At 42.2% G+C, this 24,458-nt stretch carries 22 protein-coding genes; 5 read left to right on the forward strand and 17 right to left on the reverse strand.

All coding sequences use genetic code 11. The features are described from left to right. Positions 1–23: 23 nt before the first annotated feature. The 11 genes from nuoH to aspS all read right to left on the reverse strand — a co-directional run bounded on the left by nuoH (position 24) and on the right by aspS (position 9,912). Complete coding sequence (nuoH, locus tag BLS32_RS13815) at positions 24–1,064, reverse strand: NADH-quinone oxidoreductase subunit NuoH (protein WP_091397072.1); 1,041 nt, start codon at positions 1,062–1,064, stop codon at positions 24–26. 2 nt (positions 1,065–1,066) lie between these two features. Further along, positions 1,067–2,110: an NADH-quinone oxidoreductase subunit G gene (locus tag BLS32_RS13820; RefSeq protein ID WP_091397074.1), complete on the reverse strand. Its 1,044-nt coding sequence runs from the start codon at positions 2,108–2,110 to the stop codon at positions 1,067–1,069. A gap of 116 nt (positions 2,111–2,226) precedes the next feature. Then, a complete protein-coding gene (nuoF, locus tag BLS32_RS13825) occupies positions 2,227–3,594 on the reverse strand; it encodes an NADH-quinone oxidoreductase subunit NuoF (RefSeq protein ID WP_091397077.1) in 1,368 nt (455 codons plus the stop codon). Beyond that, the gene (locus tag BLS32_RS13830) at positions 3,587–4,126 is read right to left on the reverse strand and encodes an NADH-quinone oxidoreductase subunit NuoE family protein (protein WP_091397079.1); all 540 of its coding nucleotides are present in this window, start codon (positions 4,124–4,126) and stop codon (positions 3,587–3,589) included. Before BLS32_RS13830 ends, nuoF begins: the two co-directional genes overlap by 8 nt. Positions 4,127–4,129: 3 nt before the next feature. Next, positions 4,130–5,365, reverse strand: a complete 1,236-nt coding sequence (locus BLS32_RS13835; RefSeq protein ID WP_091397081.1) for an NADH-quinone oxidoreductase subunit D — start codon at positions 5,363–5,365, stop codon at positions 4,130–4,132. 20 nt (positions 5,366–5,385) lie between these two features. Then, a complete protein-coding gene (locus BLS32_RS13840; protein ID WP_091397084.1) occupies positions 5,386–5,907 on the reverse strand; it encodes an NADH-quinone oxidoreductase subunit C in 522 nt (173 codons plus the stop codon). Positions 5,908–5,911: 4 nt separating this feature from the next. Continuing rightward, complete coding sequence (locus BLS32_RS13845; protein WP_091397086.1) at positions 5,912–6,463, reverse strand: NADH-quinone oxidoreductase subunit B; 552 nt, start codon at positions 6,461–6,463, stop codon at positions 5,912–5,914. 77 nt (positions 6,464–6,540) lie between these two features. Then, a complete protein-coding gene (locus tag BLS32_RS13850) occupies positions 6,541–6,906 on the reverse strand; it encodes an NADH-quinone oxidoreductase subunit A (RefSeq protein WP_091397089.1) in 366 nt (121 codons plus the stop codon). A 287-nt stretch (positions 6,907–7,193) separates the two neighbouring features. Beyond that, on the reverse strand, positions 7,194–7,394 hold the full coding sequence (locus BLS32_RS13855; RefSeq protein ID WP_027310289.1) for a cold-shock protein: 201 nt from the start codon (positions 7,392–7,394) through the stop codon (positions 7,194–7,196). Positions 7,395–7,507: 113 nt separating this feature from the next. After that, positions 7,508–8,155 carry a porin family protein gene (locus BLS32_RS13860; RefSeq protein WP_091397092.1) on the reverse strand — a complete coding sequence of 216 codons (648 nt, stop codon included), beginning with the start codon at positions 8,153–8,155 and terminating at the stop codon, positions 7,508–7,510. Positions 8,156–8,163: 8 nt separating this feature from the next. Further along, entirely contained in the window at positions 8,164–9,912 is a 1,749-nt protein-coding gene (gene aspS / locus BLS32_RS13865; RefSeq protein ID WP_091397095.1) for an aspartate--tRNA ligase, read from the reverse strand. An 891-nt stretch (positions 9,913–10,803) separates the two neighbouring features. On the opposite strand from aspS, the gene BLS32_RS13875 reads away from it, so the two are divergent. Next, positions 10,804–11,154: a toxin-antitoxin system YwqK family antitoxin gene (locus tag BLS32_RS13875; protein WP_091397102.1), complete on the forward strand. Its 351-nt coding sequence runs from the start codon at positions 10,804–10,806 to the stop codon at positions 11,152–11,154. A 249-nt stretch (positions 11,155–11,403) separates the two neighbouring features. On the opposite strand, the gene BLS32_RS13880 is transcribed toward BLS32_RS13875, so the two are convergent. From BLS32_RS13880 to BLS32_RS13895, 4 genes are read right to left on the reverse strand one after another with little or no spacing between them, the layout of a single operon-like run. Beyond that, on the reverse strand, positions 11,404–14,580 hold the full coding sequence (locus tag BLS32_RS13880; protein ID WP_091397105.1) for an efflux RND transporter permease subunit: 3,177 nt from the start codon (positions 14,578–14,580) through the stop codon (positions 11,404–11,406). A 28-nt stretch (positions 14,581–14,608) separates the two neighbouring features. After that, positions 14,609–15,676 carry an efflux RND transporter periplasmic adaptor subunit gene (locus BLS32_RS13885; protein WP_091397106.1) on the reverse strand — a complete coding sequence of 356 codons (1,068 nt, stop codon included), beginning with the start codon at positions 15,674–15,676 and terminating at the stop codon, positions 14,609–14,611. Positions 15,677–15,682: 6 nt separating this feature from the next. Continuing rightward, entirely contained in the window at positions 15,683–17,020 is a 1,338-nt protein-coding gene (locus BLS32_RS13890; RefSeq protein ID WP_091397109.1) for a TolC family protein, read from the reverse strand. Positions 17,021–17,030: 10 nt separating this feature from the next. Continuing rightward, positions 17,031–17,627, reverse strand: coding sequence for a TetR/AcrR family transcriptional regulator (locus BLS32_RS13895; RefSeq protein ID WP_091397112.1), 597 nt, complete (start codon positions 17,625–17,627; stop codon positions 17,031–17,033). Between the two features lie 154 nt (positions 17,628–17,781). Between BLS32_RS13895 and BLS32_RS13900 the strand changes: the two genes are divergently transcribed. Continuing rightward, positions 17,782–18,756: a polyprenyl synthetase family protein gene (locus BLS32_RS13900; RefSeq protein WP_091397113.1), complete on the forward strand. Its 975-nt coding sequence runs from the start codon at positions 17,782–17,784 to the stop codon at positions 18,754–18,756. Then, entirely contained in the window at positions 18,756–19,106 is a 351-nt protein-coding gene (locus BLS32_RS13905) for a hypothetical protein (RefSeq protein ID WP_170227568.1), read from the forward strand. Before BLS32_RS13900 ends, BLS32_RS13905 begins: the two co-directional genes overlap by 1 nt. Here the strand turns inward: BLS32_RS13905 and BLS32_RS13910 are convergent. Then, positions 19,103–19,579, reverse strand: coding sequence for a DinB family protein (locus tag BLS32_RS13910; protein ID WP_091397118.1), 477 nt, complete (start codon positions 19,577–19,579; stop codon positions 19,103–19,105). The genes BLS32_RS13905 and BLS32_RS13910 overlap by 4 nt on opposite strands. Before the next feature lie 11 nt (positions 19,580–19,590). Then, positions 19,591–20,103, reverse strand: coding sequence for a lipid-binding SYLF domain-containing protein (locus BLS32_RS13915; RefSeq protein WP_091397120.1), 513 nt, complete (start codon positions 20,101–20,103; stop codon positions 19,591–19,593). A 115-nt stretch (positions 20,104–20,218) separates the two neighbouring features. On the opposite strand from BLS32_RS13915, the gene BLS32_RS13920 reads away from it, so the two are divergent. Then, positions 20,219–22,999 carry a 2-oxoglutarate dehydrogenase E1 component gene (locus BLS32_RS13920; protein ID WP_091397123.1) on the forward strand — a complete coding sequence of 927 codons (2,781 nt, stop codon included), beginning with the start codon at positions 20,219–20,221 and terminating at the stop codon, positions 22,997–22,999. 131 nt (positions 23,000–23,130) lie between these two features. Next, positions 23,131–24,390, forward strand: coding sequence for a 2-oxoglutarate dehydrogenase complex dihydrolipoyllysine-residue succinyltransferase (gene odhB, locus BLS32_RS13925; RefSeq protein WP_091397127.1), 1,260 nt, complete (start codon positions 23,131–23,133; stop codon positions 24,388–24,390). The last annotated feature ends 68 nt before the right edge of the window (positions 24,391–24,458 follow it).

Genomic DNA, 24,458 nt, shown 5'->3' on the forward strand with positions numbered 1-24,458 from the left:
GACTCTGAAACATTGCAACCGAATTAAAACTTTCCGTCTGCCCACAAAATCACAATTCCCGTTACGATAATATTTGCAATCGCAAGCGGAATCAACATTTTCCAGCCCAATCGCATCAACTGGTCGTAACGAAATCTCGGAATCGTCCATCGAACCCACATATAGAAAAAGATGAAAAAACAGATTTTGATGAACAGCACGACAATTCCCAATACATTCGCAGGATTCACACCCCAGTTTTCAATAGCCCAGGCCATACCCGGATAATTGTACCCTCCGAAATAAAGCACCGCAATAATTGTAGACGAAATAAACATACTCGCATATTCAGCAAACAAATAGAATCCCATTCGCATCGATGAATATTCGGTATGGTAACCGCCAATAAGCTCTGCTTCACATTCGGCCAGATCAAACGGCGTCCTGTTGGTTTCGGCAAATGAGCAGATCAAAAAGATGATAAACCCAACCGGCTGGTAAAACACATTCCAATGCATGCCGTGTTGCTGTAACGAAATTTCGCGCAGGCTCAAAGTGCCGCTCATCATCAATAATGCAATTAATGCAAGTCCCATTGCCACTTCATACGAAATCATCTGTGAAGCCGCACGCATCGCGCTCATCAATGAGAATTTATTATTCGAAGCCCAGCCTCCAATCATAATTCCGTAAACGCCCACAGACAAAACGCCAAACACATAAAGGATCGAAACGTCAATATCAGTCGCCTGTAAAATAATGTCTTTTCCAAACAAATGCAGTTTGTCGCCCCACGGAATCACCGCCGAAGTCATCAAAGCAACGCTCATCGAAATCGCCGGACCTACGACAAATAGAAATTTATTTGGCGTATCGGGTAAAAATTCTTCTTTTGAAAACAATTTCAAACCATCGGCAAGCGGCTGTAAAATTCCGCCAGCTCCGGCCCTGTTTGGTCCAATCCTGTCTTGAAGCCAGGCCGCAACTTTACGTTCTGCCAAGGTCGAATACATTGCCATGACCATCGTGATCGCAAAAATGATAAAGATGAAAATGCCTTTTTCTATGATTATTGAATGGTCCATTGTTAAACGTTTCCTTCGTTAAAAATTTCTTTTTCCTCTCGTTTTAAAGGCACAGATGGCATACTGATTTTTTTACGATCCTGCTCGCGTCCTTTTAAGATCCCGGTCTCTGTTTCAATCACAACCGTATCGAGTTTTTGTGTATAATTGTTCTGGTTGATCACCGAATCTTTCTCGAATTTTCTTGGGCCTTCAATAGTCCAATGCGTTGGATCTTTGTGGTCAAAACGGCATTCGTTGCAGATGAATTCTTCGACTTCGTGGAATTCGTCTTTTCTTCCGGTGACACGCTGGATCTCGTTTCCGAACATCCAAACGGTTGTTTTTCCGCAACATTTCGTGCAATTTCTATGTGCATTGTAAGGTTTGTTGAACCAAACACGTTGTTTAAAACGGAAAGTTTTATCTGTCAAAGCGCCAACTGGGCACACATCGATCATATTTCCTGAAAACTCATTGTCGATTGCTTTTGAAAGGCAGGTTGAAATGTTCGAATGGTCGCCGCGATCCATCACGCCATGCACGCGGTTGTCGGTCAATTGGTCTGCAACCATGACGCAACGGTAGCACAAAATGCAACGGTTCATGTGCAATTGAATGTTCGGGCCAATATCTTCGGGTTCAAACGTTCTTTTTTCTTCGATAAAGCGCGTTTGCGATTTCCCGTGTTTGAAACTTAAATTCTGCAAATCGCATTCTCCGGCCTGGTCACAAACCGGGCAATCAAGCGGGTGGTTGATTAATAGGAATTCGGTTACCGATTTTCTCGCTTCGGTCACGCGTTCCGATTTGATGCTGTTGACTTCCATGCCGTCCATGACACCAGTTACGCACGAAGCCATTAATTTTGGCATCGGGCGCGGATCGGCTTCACTTCCTTTGGCCACTTCAACAAGGCATGCACGGCATTTTCCGCCGCTGCCTTTTAATTTGGAGTAGTAGCACATCGCCGGCGGAACGGATTCGCCGCCAATCATACGCGCAGCCTGCAGGATCGTGGTTCCTGGTTCTACTTCTATACTTTGACCGTCTATGGTTACTTTCATAACTTATTTGTGTTTGAATGTTACGAATCTATTGTAACATTTTATTTGAACCATTAAGGGATGAAGTCGCATTAAGCTTAATGAACCTTAATTTCTTAATGGTTTTATTTTTTGATTTATGTCAGTTGGCCAGAAACCAAATGTTTTACTTTCTCAAACGGCTCAGCGACATAATGATCCCTATTTTTGATTTTTTCCGGGAAACGAACGTGGTATTCAAATTCGTCCCTGAAATGCCTGATCGCAGCGGCAACGGGCCAGGCAGCGGCATCACCGAGTGGGCAAATCGTATTTCCTTCGATTTTTCTCTGGATGTCCCAAAGCAAATCGATATCTTCTTCACGGCCGTGGCCGGTTTCAATTCTGTGCAATACTTTTTCCAACCAGCCTGTTCCTTCGCGACAAGGCGAGCATTGGCCACAGCTTTCGTGGTGGTAAAAACGCGCAAAATTCCAGGTGTTGCGAACGATACAAGTCGTATCGTTGTACACGATGAATCCGCCTGAACCGATCATTGAACCGGTTGCAAATCCACCATCGGACATGGATTCGTAGGACATCAATCGGTCGTCACCATTTGCGGTTTTATAGATTAAATGTGCGGGAAGGATGGGCACGGATGAACCTCCGGGAACCAATGCTTTTATCGGATGCTCATCGAGCATGCCGCCGCAATATTCGTCGGAATTGATAAAATCGTATACTGTGATTCCGAGTTCAATTTCGTAAACACCGGGTTTTTTAATGTGGCCTGAAGCCGAAATCAATTTGGTTCCGGTAGATTTTTCGGTTCCGATTTTCGCGTATTCCGCACCTGAATTGTTTACAATCCAAGGCACATTCGAAATCGATTCGACATTATTAACCACAGTAGGATTTGCCCACAAACCTGAAATGGCGGGAAACGGCGGCTTGATCCTCGGATTGCCGCGTTTGCCTTCAAGCGATTCGATCAGTGCGGTTTCTTCGCCGCAAATGTAAGCGCCGGCGCCAACGTGAACGTATAAATCCAAATCGTAACCCGTTCCCAATATATTTTTACCCAACCATCCGGCAGCATACGCTTCTTTGATGGCATTTTCAAGGATTTTGTAAATCCACATGTATTCGCCCCGAATGTAAATGTAAGAACGGTTGGCTTCCAAAGCATAACTTCCCGTAATCATTCCTTCGATCAAAAGATGCGGAATGTATTCCATTAAAAAACGGTCTTTGAAAGTTCCCGGTTCCGATTCGTCGGCATTGCAAACCAAATATCTTGGATTGCCTGATTTTTTATCGATGAAACTCCATTTCATTCCCATTGGAAAACCCGCGCCACCACGGCCTTTGAGCTGTGAGTTTTTGACTTCGGTCACGACTTCGTCGGGCGTCATGGTTTTCAGGGCTTTCTCCACAGAAGCATACCCGCCTTCACGACGATAGACTTCATAGGTTTTGATGCCCGGAACCTTGATTTTGTCAAATAATATTTGCTTACCCATTCGTTTGGTAGTGTAAGTTAATTTTTCCGTCTTTGCAGTCTTCGATGATCTGGTCGATTTTTTCTTTGGTCAGGTGTTCCTGATACGTATCGCCCAATTGCATCATCGGCGCATAACCGCAGGCGCCTAAACATTCGACACCGCGAATTTCGAATAATCCGTCAGTAGTGGTTTCACCGAGTTTGACACCGAGTTTGTTGCAGGTGTAATCCATCAAATCTTCAACGCCGCGCGTCGCGCAACAAGAAGTCTGGCAGAATTCGAACATGTATTTCCCGATCGGGCGTTGGTTGTACATCGTATAAAACGACACCACTTCGTAGACTTCGATCGGTTTGATCTCTAAAATCTCAGCGACTTTGTCCATCAATTCGATGCTGAGCCAGTTGTCGTGCGCATCCTGAACATCGTGCAAAACCGGCAACAACGCCGATTTCTTTTTGTCTGCAGGATAATGCGACAGCAATTCGTTGATGCGCTCCATCAATTGCGGCGTGATGTTTATTTCCTGTTTGTATTGTTTACGTTCCATAATTTATGCGTCTAATTCGCCTGCAATCACGTTGAGGCTTGATAAAGTTGCGATGGCATCGGACAACATTTGCCCTTTGACCATTTCGTTGAAAGCCTGGTAATAAATGAAACACGGCCTTCTGAAATGCAGTCTGTATGGCGTACGGCTTCCGTTGGTAACCAAATAAAATCCGAGTTCGCCGTTTCCGCCTTCAACTGGATGATAAACCTCTGTGACCGGAACCGGAACTTCGCCCATTACGATCTTAAAGTGGTAAATCAAAGCTTCCATGTTGTGGTAGACTTCGTCTTTTGGCGGCAAATAATAATCAGGAACATCCGCGTGATACGGACCTTCAGGCAGTTTTGCCAAAGCTTGTTTGATGATTTTTAAACTTTCCCAAACTTCTGCGTTGCGCACGCAAAAACGGTCGTACGTATCGCCTGATTTTCCAACAGGAATATCAAATTCGAAATCCTCATAAGAAGAATACGGCTGCATCACGCGGATGTCATAATCGACTCCGGCGGCGCGCAGGTTTGGTCCTGTAAATCCGTAGCTGATCGCTTTTTCGGCTGAAATTGGTCCTACATCAATCGTACGGTCCATGAAAATCCTGTTTCTTGCGAGCAGATTTTCAAATTCCTGCCAGATTGGTGGAAATTCTTCAAGTAAAATGTTCAGTTTTTCGAATGCCAATGGACTCCAATCTCTTTCAAATCCACCGATTCTTCCCATGTTCGTCGTCAAACGAGCGCCACAGATTTCCTCGTAGATTTCGTAGATTTTTTCGCGGTATTGGAATACGTACAAAAATCCGGTTAAAGCGCCGGTGTCTACTCCAAGTACCGAGTTGCAGATGATGTGGTCGGCGATTCGCGCCAATTCCATGACGATAACCCTTAAGTATTGCGCCCTTTTCGGGACTTCTATATTGAGTGCTTTTTCCAAAGTCATCCACCAGCCCATGTTGTTGATCGGCGACGAGCAGTAATTCATCCTGTCGGTCAATGGCGTGATTTGGTAAAAAGGCCTGTTTTCTGCAATTTTTTCGAAAGCACGGTGAATGTATCCCACAGTTCCTTCGCCTTCGACGATGCGTTCTCCGTCCATCAGTAGAATGTTCTGGAAAATGCCGTGTGTCGCCGGGTGTGTTGGGCCTAAATTCAGGATCGAAAGCTCACTTCCGTCTTCATTTTTGCGTTTTTCGATGATATCTGCGTATCGTAATTCCGGTGGTAATAATAAGTCTGACATGGTTTTTATTTCAGGAATTATTAGCGATTGTCTGTTGTTCGTCCGAAGAAACGGTCGTCTTTGTCGGTTCTTCCGCCGTCTTCAAGCGGGAATTCCTTACGCATCGGAAACGATGTCATTTCATCCATATTTAAAATTCTTTTCAATTGCGGATGGCCTTTGAAAATGATTCCGTAGAAATCGTAAGTCTCGCGTTCCTGCCAATTGGCGCTTAGGAAAATGTTTGAAACCGTATCAATTGTTGGATTTTCAGCAGGTAAGAAACATTTGATTCTGATTCTAACATTATCAACCCAGTTGTGCATGTGATACACCACCGAAAATTGTCGGCTTGGATCGGCATCCGGGAAATGCATGCCGCACAAATCAGTAAGAAAATTGAAGCGTAAAGTCGCATCATCCCTTAAAAACGTCATCACTTTCGCAATTTGTTCTGAATCGACTTCAAAAGTCAGTATGTCGTGAATTTGCTGAAAATCGCTTACTGCCGATTCGAAATGATCGTTCAGGGAGCGTTGTATGGTAGTGGTTTCTAAAGCCATTTGATTACTTGATATTATAAGAAGCCAATAATTCTGTGTATTCGGGCGAACTTCTTCTTCTGACTGATTCAGATCTTACGAGATCCTGCAAACGCATGATGCCGTCGAGGATTTGCTCTGGTCTTGGCGGGCAACCCGGAACGTAAACGTCTACCGGAATGATCTTATCGATGCCCTGAAGCACAGAATACGTATCGAAAATCCCACCTGAACAAGCGCAGGCACCAACGGAAATTACCCATCTTGGCTCGGCCATTTGTTCGTAAACCTGGCGCAAGATCGGGGCCATTTTTTTAGCGATGGTTCCCATAACGAGCAACATATCAGCCTGACGCGGAGAGAAACTCATCCGTTCAGATCCGAAACGTGCGACATCGTAATGCGAAGCCATAGTGGCCATAAATTCAATTCCGCAACAGGAAGTTGCAAAAGGCAAAGGCCAAAGCGAATTGGCACGCGCCATTCCGACAACATCGCTTAATTTGCCGGCAAAAAAACCTTCACCCTGAATTCCTTCGGGAGCCGGTGCGTTTGTTATTATTTTTGAATCGCTCATTTTGATTTAAGATTTTTGATTTACGAATTAAGATTTTACAGCATGCGTAAATCTTAATTCGTAAATCTTAAATTGCATTACTCCCACTCGAGGCCTTTTTTCTTCATCACATAGAAGAATCCGACCAAGAGCAAAATCATAAAAATTCCCATTTTAAGCAAACCTTCAACGCCCATTTCGCGGAAATTGACTGCCCATGGATACATAAAAATCACTTCCACGTCAAACAATACAAAAAGAATTGCGACAAGGAAATATTTTACCGAAAACGGCATACGCGCATTCCCGACCGATTCAATTCCGCACTCGAAGTTTTTGTCTTTATTCGCAGATTTTCTTTTTGGGCCTAAAAAGCTGGATACTATGATGGTTCCAACGACAAATCCAACCGCTAAAAGCAGCTGCATCACAATCGGGAAATAATCGGTTTGTGTTGATTGCATAATTTAAGGAAAATTTACTTTAAACTCAACTACAAAGATAAGTTTCAATAATTAAATAGCAATTAAAAAAAACGTTTTCATAGCAGCTACAACGTTGTAAATTACTAATTTTTATTGATTATAAATAGCAATAGAATCGACAGCCGATTTTAACAAACAGCCAATTTTGTTAAATAATTATCAACGATTGAAATGGAAATCTATTTTTTGTGCAAAAAAAAACGTCCCGAAATGAATCGGAACGTTTTTTAAACATTCAATAGGTAACAAAAATAATCTATATATTTTTAGTCTTCAAGTACTGCAACCTGAGCTGCTACTTTACCTTTTCTTCCTTCTTCTTCTTCGTAAGATACTCTGTCACCTTCGCGAAGTTCTTCCGCTCTGATTCCTGATGCATGAACGAAAATGTCTTTTCCTGTTTCTTCGTCTGTAATGAATCCGTAACCTTTAGACTCATTGAAAAATTTAACTGTACCTGTACGCATTGTAATTGTAATAATTAATTTATAATGCGACAAATGTAATATTATTTACAATACGAAATTAAATTTTGTTAAATAATTTCTAAAAAATATTGATTACCAGTTGTTTCGGAGATTTATAACGTGAATTGCCAGTTCAAAATCAGGTTCAGGCTGTTTGTTCTGGTTTCGATATTGGAAAAGCTGATATTGTCTGATAATCCGAGATTATCGCGTAATTCGATATTTAGTCTATTTGTTTGATTTAATTTAACAACAACACCGGTGCCAAGATTTGCCCCAAAATCAACCGCTGTTATATCTTTATCATTAGCAGGTTGTTTTACGCCATCATGTTTTAACTGGCTGCCAAGAAAAAAAGCAGTGTAAATGCCGCCGTTGATGAAAAATCGTTTTTGTTTTCCGATGTAATATTTGATGTTTACCGGAACTGCTAAATAAGAGAACGTTTCTTTAATCTTAACGTTCCCAGTCGGGAATGAAGGATCATTAAAATCACGGAAATCCAGATAAATTACTGCAAAATCCCTATGAAAAGATTTGCGTTCGTAATTGATGTTCCCAATTACCGACCATTTATTGCTCAAAGGAATTTCAGCTGAAACACCAACCAAAAAGTCAGCACCATATTTAAATTCATCTGCATATTCATTTCCCCTGATGTTTGAATAAGTCGCGCCGGCATTCACTCCAAATGATGGTTTTTCCTGCGCAGCTACAGTGCCGGAAACCATTAAAAGCAATCCAGCTATCAATTTGATCATAGATTTCACTAGTTTCTTAATTTTATATGCAATTCTTCCAATTGTTTTTCATCAATTACTGAAGGCGCGTCGATCATTACATCGCGACCCGAATTGTTCTTAGGGAATGCAATAAAATCACGGATCGTTTCCTGTCCGCCTAAAATCGCAACCAATCGGTCCAATCCAAATGCCAACCCACCGTGCGGCGGCGCGCCAAACTGGAATGCGTCCATTAAAAATCCGAACTGGTTTTTTGCTTCTTCTTCGGTAAATCCTAAATATTTAAACATCAATTGCTGCGTCGCTTTGTCATGGATTCTGATTGATCCGCCGCCAATTTCATTTCCGTTTAGCACCATATCATAAGCGTTGGCACGTACTTTTCCGGGATCGGTTTCGAGCAGTTTCATATCTTCCGGTTTCGGAGATGTGAACGGATGGTGCATTGCGTGCCATCTGCCAGATTCTTCATCCAATTCCAATAATGGGAAATCCACAACCCATAAAGGTGCAAATTCCGCCGGGTTTCTAAGTCCTAAACGTGTCGCCAATTCCATTCTCAAAGCGCTCAACTGCGTTCTCGTTTTATCAGCTGGGCCAGACAATACAAAGATCATATCGCCAGCTTTCGCGCCGGTGACTTCAGCCCATTTTGCCAAATCGTTCTGATCGTAAAATTTATCTACCGATGATTTGAATGTACCGTCTTCGTTGCATTTCACGTAAACCATTCCGCTTGCGCCGATTTGTGGGCGTTTTACCCATTCGATAAGTGCGTCGATTTCCTTCCTTGTATATTCCCCGCATTTCGGTGCTGCGATCGCAACAACCAATTCTGCTGAGTTGAAAACCGAAAATTCCTTGTGTTGCGCGACTGCGTTCAGTTCGCCAAATTCCATCCCGAAACGAATGTCCGGTTTGTCATTTCCGTAGGTTTTCATTGCATGGTCATAGGTCATTCTTGGAAATTTATCGACTTCAATGCCTTTGATTTCTTTCAGCAAATGACGCGTCAAACCTTCAAAAACATTTAAAATATCTTCCTGTTCCACAAAAGCCATTTCACAATCGATCTGCGTAAATTCTGGTTGCCTGTCGGCACGTAAATCCTCATCGCGGAAACATTTCACGATCTGGAAATATTTGTCCATTCCGCCAACCATCAATAGTTGTTTGAAAGTCTGCGGAGATTGTGGCAACGCATAAAATTGTCCTTCATTCATTCGTGACGGAACGACGAAATCGCGCGCGCCTTCCGGAGTCGACTTGATTAAATAAGGGGTTTCGACTTCGCAAAAATCCAGATCGGATAAATATTTTCTGACTTCCATCGCCACTTTATGACGGAAAAGCAAGTTGTTTTTCACTGGATTTCTCCGGATATCAAGGTAGCGGTATTTCATGCGAATGTCTTCGCCGCCGTCGGTTTCGTCTTCAATCGTAAAAGGCGGCGTTAAAGCTGCGTTCAGAATATTCAGTTCAGAAACCAAAATCTCAATATCGCCGGTCGCCATGTTTCTATTCTTGGCTTCGCGTTCAATCACGGTTCCTTTTACCTGAATTACGAATTCGCGCCCAAGGGTTTTCGCTTTTTCAAAAACAGCTTTGTCGGTACGGCCTTCATCAAAAACCAATTGCGTAATGCCGTAGCGGTCGCGCAAATCGACCCAGTTCATAAAACCTTTATCGCGTGATTTCTGGACCCAGCCGGCCAGCGTAACTTCTGTATTGATGTTTGCGGATGTTAATTCGCCGCAATTGTGACTTCTGTACATATTAATTTATTGGTATTCGTTATTTTTTGTTTCACTAGAAAAGTACCTGAAGCCCACTGGGCTTCCTCCTTTTAATTTCAAATGCCGCAATTGTGACTTCTGTACATTACCTTGTTTTTAGAAGCGCAAATTTAATTCATAAATGTCAATAAAAGTTTAGTTTTTTTAATTTTTGTGGCGTTGCCTGCGGCCCGCGCTATCGGCTGCACACGGTGCCTGCCTCTATCGCTAACGCAGCATCACGATGAAGATCTCGAGTATAGAGAAAGTTTAATATTCGCTTATAAAATTTTTTACCTAAAGCCCGCTGGTTAAACCAAATGTCCACCGGACATTTTCCTCTTAATCTCAAATTCCTTTTAATTTCAAATCTTCGGCCGCGCTTTCCGCTGCAAATGAAATTCACTGACACCTACGAAAATAAACATTAAGTGAAGTAATCTTTTTTCAGTGAAAAACCTCAAAAGGATTTGCGTTGCAATCGCTAACGCGGAAGTGGGTGGAATAAATGCTTGTTGTGATTTAACCATTAAGCGATGAAGAGCCATGGAGACAACCTTAATGAATCTTAATGTCTTAATGGTTCTCATTTTCATTTAGATGCAATGTATCTAGACGAACTAATAAATTATATATTTACAAAGCAACTGAACCTTTCCTGCTAAATTCATCGTCTGCGTTAAGGATGCATCGCCAGTTCGCTAACGCTCGTGTCAGCGGACAGCCTGGCTGAAGGCAACGCCCAAATGCTGATCTTCAGTCAACTATAAATATAGTTCCAATGTTAAGTTTTCATGCAATGTTACCAAATTGTTATGTAAAAGTTTGTTTAATGTAAATAGTTGTATACATTTGTTATGGAATTATTACCAACAATTAAAAACCTACACTATGAAAAAGTTTATGATCATTGGAACACTGCTGGTTACTGGAATGATTGCAGCACAAAATATACAACAACCTAAATTGGAAGCTTTTGGCGAACTAGTAAAAGCGACTTATTATTTCGATAACGGACAAGTGCAGCAAACCGGATTTTTTAAAGACGGCAAGCTTGAAGGACAATGGGTGGCGTATGATGCTGTCGGGAATAAAAAATCGGTTGGCGAATACAACAAAGGCATCAAAACCGGAAAATGGTTGTTTTGGAGCAACGCTGATTTGACAGAAGTGAATTATTCTTCAAATGCTGTGGAATCGGTGAAAAACTGGAAACAGGAATCATTGGCGAACAGAAATTAATTCGAACCAATTTGATAAAATTAGAAAAGCTTCCTTAAAATTGGAGGCTTTTTTTATGCTTTGAGTTTTAAAAGTTAGATCCGATCCGAGCAATTAGCAAACCGGCAAAGCAATTGCACTAATTTTCAAAAATCTATCGGTAAAAAATTGTGGCAAAAAACTTTTTAAGCAGCAGTTCTTAAATTTCCATAACATTAAAAAAGCCCTTCCATTTAAAACAGAAGGGCTTTTTACAAGATATTTTATTATTTAAACTTCGTGTTTCGGATTAAAACCGTCTTCACTTAATTCACGGTGCTCATAATCGGCGACCATTTCTGCTTCATAATCCACTTTTTCCCCTTTAGAGAATTTGCTGATGATTTTTTCCATGATCTCATAAATTACCGGAACTACGATTAAGGTCAGGAATAAAGAAGAAATCAATCCGCCGATGATGACCCATGCCAAGCCGTTTTTCCATTCTGCTCCGGCTCCGGAAGCCAAGGCAATTGGGAACATACCAAAAACCATCGCGATGGTCGTCATCAAAATCGGACGCAGCCTCGCGTGATTGGCCTGGATCAATGCCGTCCTGATCGTTTCTCCGGCCTTGCGCCTTTGGTTCGTATAATCGACAAGCATGATCGCATTTTTACAAACCAGTCCGATGAGCATGATGATTCCGAGAATCGTAAAGATATTCAGCGTATTGTTGGTCAAAGCCAAAGCCAGCATCGCTCCGATAAATGAAAGCGGAATCGCAAACAATACCACAAACGGGTGCACGAAACTATCATACAGCGAAACCATTACAAGGTAAACCAGGATAATCGCTGCCAATAAAGCCACTCCTAACGTTCCGAAACCTTCACTTTGGTTTTCCTGATCGCCGCCCCAGATGTAATTAACACCAACCGGTTTTTTTAATTTATCGAGCTTTTCCTGCCATTGCGTGACAATGGTTCCCGAAGCAACACCCACATTTTGTCCTTTTACAGTGACCGATGCCGATTTGTCCCTTCTTTCGAGTTCGCTTGGCCCGGAACCTTCAGTAACCGTTGCAAATTGGTTCAGTTTAATTTGCTGGCCTGCATCGTTAATGAAGATCAGGTTGCTTACATCAGCGATACTTTTTCTATCAAACGCGTTGTATTTGATGTTGATGTCGTATTCGTATTCGCCGGCCCTGAATCTTCCGTCGGTATTTCCGCTAAAAGCAGTTTGCATCGTTACCCCAACGGTTTGCAGGCTCAGGCCGAGCGCTGCCATTTTATCGCGGTCTACTTTTACGTTTACTTCTGGATTTCCATCTTCAACCGACAATTCGATTTCTGTTGCTCCGGGAATCGTGCGCAGTTCTTTTTCGGCTGCTTTCGCGAACGCCATGGCGCTTTCTACATTCGGGCCGGTTACGATAAGGCCTAATGTCGCATCTTCGGCAGTTCCCAAAATACCAACCGGAACGGTTTTTACTTTGGCACCGACTAATATTTTTTCGAGTTTTCTTTTGGTTTTTGCAGCGTAAACATTTGCAGGTTCGTCGCGTTTGTCCAATTCGACCATTTTTACGTCGATCTCAGATTTATAAGCAGTTGCCTGAGAAGCGCCAAGTCCTTCACTGGTTTGCCCGACTGTTGTAATCTGGCTGTGGACGTAAGCTTCTTTCTTTAGGAATTCTTCGGCTTTCTGCGTCATGAAATTGGTTTGTTCCAATGAAGCGTCTTTCGGCATTTCGATCTGTACCAAAAATTCCCCACTGTCAGAAGCTGCGAAGAATTCCCCACCGATGAATCCGCCGCCGACCAATCCGATAGTGGATGCGAAAAATATAACCACTACTACTATAATCGTTCTGATGTAATGATCCAAACACCAGGTCAACAATCCGGAAATCCAGTTGATGAAACGGGTCAGGTAACTTTCAAATCCAAGGATAATTCTTCCGAAAAGGTTTTTGCCTTCAATGTGTTCCAGTTTTCCGTATCGTGAAGACAACCACGGAATAATGGTAAATGAAGCGACTAACGACAATAATGTTGAGATGATTACCGTGACGCAAAATTGCGTGATAATGTTAGAGACCAATCCGGTACTCATGGCAATAGGTAAAAACACAACGACAATTACCAACGTAATCGAAACGACCGTTCCGCCAATTTCTGCAGTTCCGTCATAAGCGGCGCGAACACGGTTTTTGCCCATTTCCATGTGTCTGTAAATATTTTCCAATACCACAATCGCATCATCCACAAGAATCCCGACAACGAGCGACAATCCCAATAAACTCATTAAGTTTAAGGTATAGCCCATTAAATAAATTCCGATAAACGTTGCAATTAATGACGACGGGATCGACACCATTACAATTAAGGAGTTCCTGATACTGTGCAGGAAAAATAACATCACGAATGCCACCAAAAGTACGGCGATCAATAAATCGTGCACTACAGAATCTGCTGCTTCAAGTGTGAAAATTGTACTGTCTTTCGCAATGTCAAGTTCCAAACCATTGGCTTTGTAATCAGATTTCAGTTTGGCAATCGTTTTTACCAATTCTTCACTTACGGCAACTGCGTTCGCATCGGATTGCTTGATAATTTGTAAGATGATCGCACTTTTTTCATCGACACGTGCTACTTTTTCAGTGATTTTCTGTGTATCCTGAACATCGGCAATATCTCCCAAACGCACCTGGATTCCGTTTTTGGAAGACACGATCAGGTTTCTTAATTCTGCTACATTTTTATATTTTCCCGCCAAACGGATCAGGATTTTCTGTTCCCGCGTTTGGATGTTTCCTGTTGGGAAGTCCAGATTCGAAGACAGGATATTTTGCTGCACTTGCGGAATCGAAAGTCCGTAAGCCTGCATTTTTACCGCATCAAGATTCACCTGGATTTCACGTTCCTGCCCGCCGATAATGTTTACCTGCGCCACACCGGAAACCCGAGAAAGGATCGGGGCGAGTTTTTTATCGATCAAATCGTAAAATTCAATTTCGTCCATTTTTCCGTTGGCGCCAATGGTCATAATTGGCAAATCGCTCAGCGAGAATTTGGTTAGTGAAGGCGTTTCGGCATCGTCTGGCAAATCGCTGATGATGGCGTTGATTTTACGCTGCGCATCATTCATCGAAATGTTTACATCGGCTGTAGAAGTCAATGTAATCGAAACCGTGGACAAACTTTCGTAGGACTTCGAATCGATTTTTTTGATGTTTTCCAAAGAGGCGATCGCATCTTCAATTTTTTTAGTTACTGTATTTTCGACCTCACTTGGCGATGCGCCGGGATAGGTCGTTGCAATGGTAATTACGTTTGTTTCAAATTTCGGAATCAATTCGTAACCCAGATTGCTGTAACTATACAGTCCGCCAAGGGTCAGGATCGTAAACAATACGATTACCAACGAAGGACGTTTTATGGATATTTCTGCTAATTTCATATATTTTTAGTTTAAGGTTTTGGTAAACCTATTTAATAACGTCCACTTTGCTTCCGTCCTGTAAGTTGATCTGGCCTGTTACGATTACAATTTCGCCATCTGCCAATCCGTCAAGGATTTCAACTTTATCACCTAAGATTCTTCCGGCAGTTACTTTTTTAAGTTTTGCTGTTCCGTTTTCAAGTACGAAAATCTGGTTGCTGCTCACACTTCCTACGAATGCATTTCTGGCAACGATTTTAAGCGATTGGTTTTGTTGTTTGGAAGCAAATTCGGCCGTTCCGTACATACCCGCTTTTAAGTCGTTTGAAGCGTTGTTTGCAATTTCGATTTCAACCGGGAAATTCAAAGTTTCATCTGCTTTGGAAGCGATAAAAGTAATTTTTCCTGAAAAGCTTTTATCCGGATAAACACTTGCGGTGACTTTAATCGTGTTGCCTAATTTCAAACTTGCGACCTGGCTTTCGTTTACAGTAACTTTCAATTTTAGTTTGGAAACATTTACGATATCAAACAATTCAGTTGCTGGTGCGCCAGTTAAAATCGAACCTGGCTCGATGTACTTTTTATTGATGAATCCGCTGATTGGCGCTTTAATTCGGGTATCGCCAACATTGATATTCGCTTGGGTCAATTGCGCTTTAGCATTTACCATGGCGAGTTTTGCCTGATCCAATTGTTGTTTTGTAACACCGCCGGTTTTAAAGGCATTTTCATATCGGCTATAATCTGCCGCAGCATTCTGGTAAGAAGAATTTGCAGTTTGCGCATTCACATTAATGACGTCGCTTCTTACGATGGCAAGCGCTTGTCCCACTTTTACATAATCACCTTCTTTTACAAGGACTTGTACCACTTTCCCTGATTTTTCTGCTGAAAAAGTCAATTCCTGTGTAGGTTCAAAATTTCCGTTTGATACGAAATCCAGTGAAACCTGTTCTGTTTTTACGGTGTCTATTTTCACAGAAACCGAAGCATTTTTCTCAGCTACAACGGCTGTTTTTGCCTCGTTTTCTTTTTTATTGTTTGTTAAGATGTAAGCAATCAGGCCCAAAGCGGCTAAAATAACGACTGCGATGATGATATTTCTTTTCATGTTGTTTTAGTTTAAGAGTGTTTTAAGTGCGCCTTGTGATTTTACCAGTTGGATCTCTGCCAATCTGTAATCGAGTAGGGCAGAAGTATAATTGTTTTGTGCTTCAGTTAAAGCATTTTCCGAATCAAGCACATCGGTCAGCGGAGCCAATCCTTGTGTGTAATTGTTTCGGGTGTTGCTTAAAACTTCTTCGGCCAGCTGCACATTTTCTTTCTGGTTTTTGATCGTAATGATGCTGTTGTCGATTTGCGTTCTTGAATTTTCATAAGCCAAGTCCAATGACAATTTGGTGTCAGTCATGTCTTCCTTAAGCGATCTTATCTTGATGTCGGCTTGCTGCACACGTGATTTCGTAGAGAATCCGGTAAAAATCGGGATTTTCAAGCTCAATCCGATCGTAGCGAAATCAGACCAGTACACGCCGTCTTCCGGCTTTGCAAACAATGGCAATTCCGGGCCTTGTCCAAGATAATTGTAGCTGCCGCTGATCGAAAGTGTCGGATAATATTCGGCTACAATCGATTTTTTTTGATATGTCAGCAGTTTTTCCTGGGTTTCCAGCAATTTATATTCGGTCCTTAAAGACGTATTCGGCTTTTCAGCCAATGCTGTCGGCGTGACTTCAAATTCTGTTTGCGGGATTACGATCTTCGTTTCAATTGGCATTCCCATGTAAAATTTCAAGGCATTTTCCTGCAACTGTACATCATTCAAAGCTTGTTGGCGCATCGTGTTGATGTTCGACAATTTCACTACAATCCGGTCAAGGTCGATTTTTTTCGCCAGGCCATTGTCGAATTGCCCTTTGATGATGTTGCGCACTTTTTCGGTATTCACATAATTGCTGTCAAGTACGTTCAAATTCTGGCGTTTTACATACACCTGATAGTAATTGTTTGCCACACGCTCGATTACTTGCTCTTCAGTCAATTGCGCGTTGACCTGGTAAAACTCACGCGTCGTTTTAGCTGCTTTCAATCCGATAAAAACGGCCTGGTCAAAAATCGTCTGCGTCAGCGAAACACCAGCAGATGACGTCCATTTTTGTCCCAACGGCGCTAAAATCGTTGTTCCCGGAGCGCCAAAAAAGTCGCCCGGAAGCGCATTGAGCTGTAGGATCGGATTGTAAGTCGTGTTTCCGTTTGCGGAAATCTGCGGCAAAGCACGTGAACGCACTTCGGTGATCTGGTATTCGCTGTTTTCGATATCAAGCTTGGCTTTCTTTGCATCGGATTTATTTTCCAGTGCATAAGTCAGCGCGTCCTTGAGTGTCAGCGTTTTGACTTCCTGTGCTTTGGCTGCGAAAGCCAATAACAACAGGGTGATTAATGTTACTCTTTTCATTGATTGATGGTTATATATTAGGATTTGAAAGTTGTTTTTCGAGTTCAGATAAGCCTTTCGGGGTAGACATGGCGCGGGTGTGGTATTCTAAAGCGGCAAGTTCAAGATCACGGGCTTCTTTTTCAGACTTGATGTTTTCATTGATAGCGAACGTCAGCATATAATACATCCGGCTGTATTGTTCCACATGAATGCCTTCGCGGTAATAACCCTGGGCAATGCCTTTTTCAACATTATGGACGAGATATTTGTAGCATTCTTCAAATTCGGTGTTGACTACTTTTTCATAAATTTCAGGGTAATGTTTTTTAAGCTGGTATAAAGGTGAAGTTTCTGTTGATTGGAAAATGCCTTTGAATATTCTCCTGATCTCAAAATTCTCCTCGATCGGATTGTAATTTTTAGCGATGATCGAATCAATGATATTCATCACTGTCCGGTTTAAAGTTTCCGTACTTTCGGCAATCAGGACTTCTTTGTTGATGAAATATTTGTAGATCGTTTTTTTAGAAATGCACATTTCACCGGCAATGTCATCCATTGTAATGCTTTTAAAACCAAGTTTCAAAAACATGTCTGTCGCCTTTTCAATAATTTTCTCTTTCATTTCTCTTGAACAGAATTATGTTAAAATTCCGGTGCAAATGTAGATTGGAAACTTTGAATACAAAAATAGTTTCCAAAGTATTTACAAAAATTTAACATTTGATTAAGACAGCCCATTTGTGTCGAATAGCCTAAATTAGCCGAAAATTATTTTCATGCATTCCATTCCACAGTACCAGGAATTTATCGCCAATTACATTAAAAGCCAGCAGCTGTTAAAGGAACCGCGCAACCTTTATGAGCCTATTGATTACATTATTGGCCTGGCCGGAAAAAGAATCCGTCCGGTGCTGACATTAATGGCCGCTGAGGTTTTTGATGCCGATTATAAAAAGGCACTTCCGGCAGCAATGGCGGTTGAGGTTTTTCACAATTTTTCGCTCGTTCACGATGACATTATGGACGATGCGCCGTTGCGTAGAGGCAATGAAACCGTACATGAAAAATGGAATTTGAACACAGGAATTTTGTCCGGTGACGCGATGTTAATTTTAGCATACCAATATTTCGAACAATACGAACCTGAAGTTTTCAAATCACTCGCCAAATTGTTTAGCAAAACTGCGCTCGAAGTCTGCGAAGGCCAGCAATGGGACGTTGATTTTGAAAACCGCGATGATGTGACGATTCCCGAATACCTTAAAATGATCGAATACAAAACCGCTGTTTTGGTTGCTGCCGCGATGAAAATGGGCGCGATCATTTCTAAAACTTCTGAAGAAAATGGTAATGCGGTTTACAATTTTGGGTTGAATCTCGGGATCGCATTCCAATTGCAGGACGATTATTTGGACGCTTTCGGAAACCCGGAAACTTTCGGAAAACAGGTTGGTGGTGACATTATCGAAAATAAAAAAACGTATTTGTACCTGAAAGCAACCGAATTTGCAGACAAAGAACACAAAGAACAATTGCTGCATTTGTATTCGGTTCAGCCTGTAGATAACACGGAAAAAATCAATTCGATCAAACAGATTTTTGATGAAACCGGCGCGTCCGAGGCGACACAAAAAGCCATCAAAGAATATACGTTTAAAGCTTTCGAAACGCTTGAAAAGATGCATGTTTTAGATGAAAAGAAAATGGTACTGAAAGCTTTCGGTGAAAATTTAATGGGAAGAAAAGTATAATGTTTGTAGCGCCGATCAATACCGATTTGTTGTTGGCTGAAGCCGAAACAGAAAACCTGTACCTCAAACTCATCGAGCAGATCAATAAGGATTTCAACCTCGCAAACGAAGGAATTGATTTCCCGATGAGCACGAATCCGAATGAACTTAAAGTGCAACTGCACGAAAAAGTCTACCGCTTGATCCAATACAAATTCGCCGAATATTTGAATCTTTTGTATATTATCGATGTCAACGAAAACGAAATCAAAAAACTCGACGGCTCCGATTTGGTAGTGCTTTCTAAACAGGTTGCGTTCTTAATTTTGAAACGCGAGTGGCAAAAAGTGTGGTTTAGAAACCGATTTTAAAGCATTGTTTCCTGCTGCATGATTACTTTTTTGATCAATGCAATTTGCCCCAAATGGTAATGCGTGTGCTCGATAATTCCATGTAAATTTCTATAATAATTCCCGTATTTCGCATCGGTAAAATCTTCAAAAAGCTGTTCTTCGGGCAAGGTTTCAATTAAATTCGCAAAAGCTTCGGCATCGTGAAAAGCTTTATTTTTCAATTGCTGCCAATCTGCTTCAGAAGTGATCGGAGGCAAATCAAAACTGTATTTGTCGCTGGCTTCAAGCGGCTCTCCATGCAACACTTTCAGCACTTCGCTGACATAATAATTGATGTGAAAAACGAGTGTTGCAATCGTATTAAACGAATATGCTTTAGTCGTTGCCTGCTCCCAATTCAAGCCTTCCAATTGGCCTTTAAGGTTTGATGTCGTCCAGTTTCCACCAAAATGCACGTCGCGGAAATGTTTTGCGATTTGCTTCGTTACCATAATTCAAATTTTTAAAAATAGACTCTGATAAAAGGCATGAACGGCTCGCTATACACGCTGCGGCTTTCACGGTAAAGCACGTTGTAACGAATTCCGACTGTCACGTTTTGAGTCCGATAACCCACGCCAAGATACAAAGCCGTATTCCAGAAATTGTCATCCACTTCAGTTCCTGAAAAATTGGTATTGACGCGCAATTGCTCCAATTCTGCCGAAACCTGAATTTGTTCTACCGGCGCCAAAAGCGCGATCAAACTTCCGCCATAAATATACGATTCATAATTGTCGCGCACCCGGACATAACTGCCCTGAAGCCCAACGCCGGCTGCGACATATCTGTTAAAGCTATAAATAACGCTTGGCGCAACGGTCAAATCGGTAAATCCTGATCCAAAATTCAAACCCAATCCGCCGCCGATCTGAAATTTTTTATCCTCACTTTGCGCGAAAACCGGGATTGCTAAAAATATCCCGAAAACGCAAAACAAATTTTTGCAAACTGTAAAAAAATCAGGCTTTTTCATCTTTTTTGATAAATGGGTTTGAAAACATAAAAGTATCTAAAAAATACTTAAATTGTTATTTCAATTGTCGTACTTTTGCGGGACTATTTTTAACTGAGGATATTTTAATAATACTATGGATAGGTTTTCCTTTTTAAACGCAGCACACACCGCCTTTTTCGCCGAATTATACGATCAATATTTAGAAAATCCTGACAGCGTCGAGCCAAGCTGGAGAAGTTTTTTTCAGGGTTTCGACTTCGGAATGCAGACTTACAATGACGAGCAGCCAGCCGTTCAGATGGCAAATTATGCCGCTGCCGACAATGCAGATGTCAGCAAAATTTCTGAAAAACTCCAGAAAGAATTTAACGTTTTAAAACTTATTGACGCTTATAGAACGCGCGGGCATTTGTTTACTAAAACGAATCCGGTACGGGAAAGAAGAACGTGGTCGCCAACGTTGGATATTGAAAATTACGGACTTTCAAAATCGGACTTAAATACGGTTTTCGACGCTGCTAAAGCAATGAAACTGGCGCCTTGTACGCTTCAGGAAATCCTAAACCACTTAGATAAAATCTACTGCGAATCGATTGGGGTTGAATACATGTACATCCGTAAACCTGAAGTCATTCAATGGATTCAGGACAAAATCGGCTACAACGACAACATCCCAAAATTTTCTGCAGAACAGAAAAAAAACATACTCGAAAAATTAAACGAAGCCGTTTCTTTCGAGAATTTTCTTCATACCAAATATGTAGGCCAAAAGCGTTTCTCACTCGAAGGTGGCGAATCGATCATTCCCGGACTTGACGCGTTAATTGAGGCTGCAGCCGAAAAAGGCGTAGAGCAATTCGTGATGGGAATGGCGCACCGCGGGCGTTTGAACGTGCTTGCAAACATTTTTAAAAAATCAACCCAGGATATTTTCTCTGAGTTTGACGGAAAAGATTACGATGACGATGCTTTGTTCGACGGTGACGTAAAATACCACTTGGGATTGACATCCGACAGAAGAACAAAATCTGGAAAATCGATCAATATTAATTTGGCGCCAAATCCATCGCATCTCGAAACCGTTGGTGCCGTGATCGAAGGCATTACGCGTGCCAAACAAGACCATTACTTTCCAGACGATTTCTCAAAAGTTTTACCAATTGCTCTTCACGGAGATGCAGCTGTTGCCGGACAGGGAATTGTATATGAAATTGTGCAAATGGCGCAGCTTGACGGTTATAAAACCGGAGGAACAATCCATGTAATCATTAACAATCAGGTTGGATTTACTACGAACTACCTGGATGCAAGATCTTCAACTTATTGCACAGATGTTGCGAAAGTGACTTTGTCGCCGGTATTACACGTGAACGCAGATGATACGGAAGCCGTTGTTCATGCAATGCTGTTTGCTTTGGATTACCGTATGGAATTCGGAAGCGACGTGTTCATCGATTTATTAGGATACAGAAAATACGGCCACAACGAAGGTGACGAACCTCGTTTTACACAGCCAAAATTATACAAGATCATTTCGAAACACCAGAATCCGCGTGATATTTACGCTGAAAAATTACTGGCAGACGGAATCATCGATGCGAATTATGTGAAAGGGCTCGAAGACCAATACAAAGCGGTTCTCGAAGAAAACCTCGAAGCATCGCGCAAAAAAGATTTAACGATCATTACGCCGTTCATGCAAAACGAATGGCAGGGTTTTCACCAGGCAGACCAGGCAGAAATGCTGATGGCGACCGATACGACTTTCCCAAAAGAAAAACTCACGGAAATTGCAAAAGTGATCACCGAATTGCCTTCTGATAAAAAATTCATCAGCAAAATCTCCAAACTCATCAACGACCGCAAAACGATGTATTTCGAAACGGACAAACTCGATTGGGCGATGGCAGAATTGCTGGCTTACGGTTCATTATTGACCGAAGGTTACGATGTTCGGATCTCCGGGCAAGACGTAGAACGCGGAACATTTTCGCACCGCCACGCCGTTGTAAAAGTCGAAGATTCTGAAGAAGAAGTGATTTTATTGCAGCAATTGCCGGAAGCCAAAGGAAAATTCAACATTTTCAATTCGCTGCTTTCTGAATACGGAGTCGTTGGTTTCGATTACGGTTATGCATTGGCAAGTCCGAAAACACTCACGATCTGGGAAGCACAATTCGGGGATTTCTCGAACGGTGCGCAAATCATGATCGACCAGTACATTTCTGCTGCCGAAGACAAATGGAACAACCAAAACGGATTGGTCATGTTGCTGCCACACGGTTACGAAGGGCAAGGAGCAGAGCATTCCTCTGCCAGAATGGAGCGTTATTTACAGCAATGTGCCAACGAAAACATGTATGTTGCCGATTGTACAACGCCAGCGAATTTCTACCATTTGCTCAGAAGACAAATGAAAACGACGTTCAGAAAACCATTGATTGTATTCACACCGAAAAGTTTGTTGCGCCATCCATTAGTGGTTTCAACCGTTGATGAATTCGCAAACGGAAGCTTCCAGGAAGTCATCGACGACAGCACCATCGATAAAAAAGACGTAAAAACATTGGTGTTCTGCACCGGTAAATTCTATTACGATTTATTGGCAGAGCGCGAAGCCAAAGAAAGAAAAGATGTCGCATTGGTAAGAATCGAACAATTGTTTCCGCTGCCCATCGACCAATTACAGGAAATTATCGCTTTTTACCCAAATGCCGACGATTACGTTTGGGCACAGGAAGAGCCAAGAAATATGGGCGCTTACAGTTTTATGCTGATGAATTTCCATCTCGTAAAATTAAGGGTTGCCTCGTTAAAAGCCTACAGCGCGCCGGCTGCCGGAAGTTATGCCCGTTCTAAAAAACGCCATGCTGCGGCAGTTGCGATGGTTTTTGATAAAAATTTATTTAATTAGGAGCTGTTTCCTGCTGTCCGCTGTATCTTTTGTTCCGCTTTGCTGCACAAAAGGATGCCGCTTCCATCAGGGCTAGGGCTAACGAATTCTAAGAAACAACAGAAAATATAAAAACCATAAAGTAAGAAATTATGATTTTAGAAATGAAAGTGCCTTCACCAGGCGAATCGATCACCGAAGTTGAAATTGCAACCTGGCTTGTAAAAGACGGCGATTATGTAGAAAAAGACCAGGCGATCGCCGAAGTCGATTCAGACAAAGCAACCCTTGAATTGCCGGCAGAAGCTGCGGGAATCATCACGTTAAAAGCCGAAGAAGGCGATGCGGTAAAAGTAGGACAGGTCGTTTGCTTAATCGATACCGAAGGTGCAAAACCGGCTGGATCAGCTCCGGCGGCAGAAGTAAAACCAGCTGCTGAAGCCCCAAAAGAAGAAGCGAAAGCCGAAACTCCAAAAGTGGAGGAACCTAAAAAAGTAGAATCACAATCAGCGCCAGCTCCGGCAGCGACATACGCTACAGGAACGCCATCACCGGCTGCTAAAAAAATACTCGATGAGAAAAACATCGCACCTTCAACCCTTTCCGGGACAGGAAAAGACGGAAGAATCACCAAAGACGATGCAGTAAACGCTGTACCGTCTATGGGAACGCCAACTGGCGGAAACCGCGGTTCAGAACGTACGAAATTGTCGATGTTGCGTCGCAAAGTAGCTGAAAGACTCGTCGCCGCGAAAAACGAAACCGCGATGTTAACGACTTTCAATGAAGTCAACATGACGCCAATCAATGCGATCAGAAACGAATACAAAGATGCGTTCAAAGCAAAACATGGCGGACTCGGGCTTGGTTACATGTCTTTCTTTACAAAAGCGGTGACCAGAGCATTAAAATTGTTCCCGGACGTCAACTCGATGATCGACGGAAATGAAAAAATATCTTACGATTTTGCCGATATTTCCATCGCAGTTTCCGGACCAAAAGGGTTAATGGTTCCCGTTGTAAGAAATGCAGAAACGCTTTCTTTCCGCGGCATCGAAACAGAAATCAAACGCTTGGCTTTGCGCGCGCGCGATGGCCAAATTACCGTTGACGACATGACCGGCGGAACATTTACCATTACAAATGGGGGTGTTTTCGGAAGCATGCTGTCTACGCCAATCATCAATCCGCCACAATCCGGAATTTTGGGAATGCACAACATTATCGAGCGCCCGATCGCCGTAAACGGTAAAGTAGAAATCCATCCAATGATGTATGTCGCTTTGTCTTATGATCACAGGATCATCGACGGACGCGAATCGGTTGGTTTCCTTGTAGCGGTAAAAGAAGGTTTGGAAAATCCTGGCGAATTGCTGATGAATAACGATCCGAAGAAAGCATTGGAGCTTTAGGTCATTGCAAGAAACGAAGCAATCTAAATAAAAAAATCCCGTTCGATTGAGCGGGATTTTTTGTTGAT

It is taken from the genome of Flavobacterium noncentrifugens (assembly GCF_900100375.1).
Taxonomy (GTDB): Bacteria; Bacteroidota; Bacteroidia; order Flavobacteriales; family Flavobacteriaceae; genus Flavobacterium; species Flavobacterium noncentrifugens.

Bases quoted from the DNA above. Each gene is read 5' to 3' on its own strand.
- BLS32_RS13830 (WP_091397079.1), bottom strand. From the start codon at position 4,126: ATGGAACGTAAACAATACAAACAGGAAATAAACATCACGCCGCAATTG.
- BLS32_RS13835 (WP_091397081.1), bottom strand. From the start codon at position 5,365: ATGTCAGACTTATTATTACCACCGGAATTACGATACGCAGATATCATC.
- BLS32_RS13920 (WP_091397123.1), top strand. From the start codon at position 20,219: ATGGATAGGTTTTCCTTTTTAAACGCAGCACACACCGCCTTTTTCGCC.
- BLS32_RS13875 (WP_091397102.1), top strand. From the start codon at position 10,804: ATGAAAAAGTTTATGATCATTGGAACACTGCTGGTTACTGGAATGATT.
- BLS32_RS13860 (WP_091397092.1), bottom strand. From the start codon at position 8,155: ATGATCAAATTGATAGCTGGATTGCTTTTAATGGTTTCCGGCACTGTA.
- BLS32_RS13820 (WP_091397074.1), bottom strand. From the start codon at position 2,110: ATGAAAGTAACCATAGACGGTCAAAGTATAGAAGTAGAACCAGGAACC.
- BLS32_RS13900 (WP_091397113.1), top strand. From the start codon at position 17,782: ATGCATTCCATTCCACAGTACCAGGAATTTATCGCCAATTACATTAAA.
- BLS32_RS13915 (WP_091397120.1), bottom strand. From the start codon at position 20,103: ATGAAAAAGCCTGATTTTTTTACAGTTTGCAAAAATTTGTTTTGCGTT.
- BLS32_RS13895 (WP_091397112.1), bottom strand. From the start codon at position 17,627: ATGAAAGAGAAAATTATTGAAAAGGCGACAGACATGTTTTTGAAACTT.
- BLS32_RS13910 (WP_091397118.1), bottom strand. From the start codon at position 19,579: ATGGTAACGAAGCAAATCGCAAAACATTTCCGCGACGTGCATTTTGGT.
- nuoH (WP_091397072.1), bottom strand. From the start codon at position 1,064: ATGGACCATTCAATAATCATAGAAAAAGGCATTTTCATCTTTATCATT.
- BLS32_RS13890 (WP_091397109.1), bottom strand. From the start codon at position 17,020: ATGAAAAGAGTAACATTAATCACCCTGTTGTTATTGGCTTTCGCAGCC.
- BLS32_RS13905 (WP_170227568.1), top strand. From the start codon at position 18,756: ATGTTTGTAGCGCCGATCAATACCGATTTGTTGTTGGCTGAAGCCGAA.
- BLS32_RS13850 (WP_091397089.1), bottom strand. From the start codon at position 6,906: ATGCAATCAACACAAACCGATTATTTCCCGATTGTGATGCAGCTGCTT.
- odhB (WP_091397127.1), top strand. From the start codon at position 23,131: ATGATTTTAGAAATGAAAGTGCCTTCACCAGGCGAATCGATCACCGAA.
- BLS32_RS13855 (WP_027310289.1), bottom strand. From the start codon at position 7,394: ATGCGTACAGGTACAGTTAAATTTTTCAATGAGTCTAAAGGTTACGGA.
- BLS32_RS13840 (WP_091397084.1), bottom strand. From the start codon at position 5,907: ATGGCTTTAGAAACCACTACCATACAACGCTCCCTGAACGATCATTTC.
- nuoF (WP_091397077.1), bottom strand. From the start codon at position 3,594: ATGGGTAAGCAAATATTATTTGACAAAATCAAGGTTCCGGGCATCAAA.
- BLS32_RS13845 (WP_091397086.1), bottom strand. From the start codon at position 6,463: ATGAGCGATTCAAAAATAATAACAAACGCACCGGCTCCCGAAGGAATT.
- BLS32_RS13880 (WP_091397105.1), bottom strand. From the start codon at position 14,580: ATGAAATTAGCAGAAATATCCATAAAACGTCCTTCGTTGGTAATCGTA.
- aspS (WP_091397095.1), bottom strand. From the start codon at position 9,912: ATGTACAGAAGTCACAATTGCGGCGAATTAACATCCGCAAACATCAAT.
- BLS32_RS13885 (WP_091397106.1), bottom strand. From the start codon at position 15,676: ATGAAAAGAAATATCATCATCGCAGTCGTTATTTTAGCCGCTTTGGGC.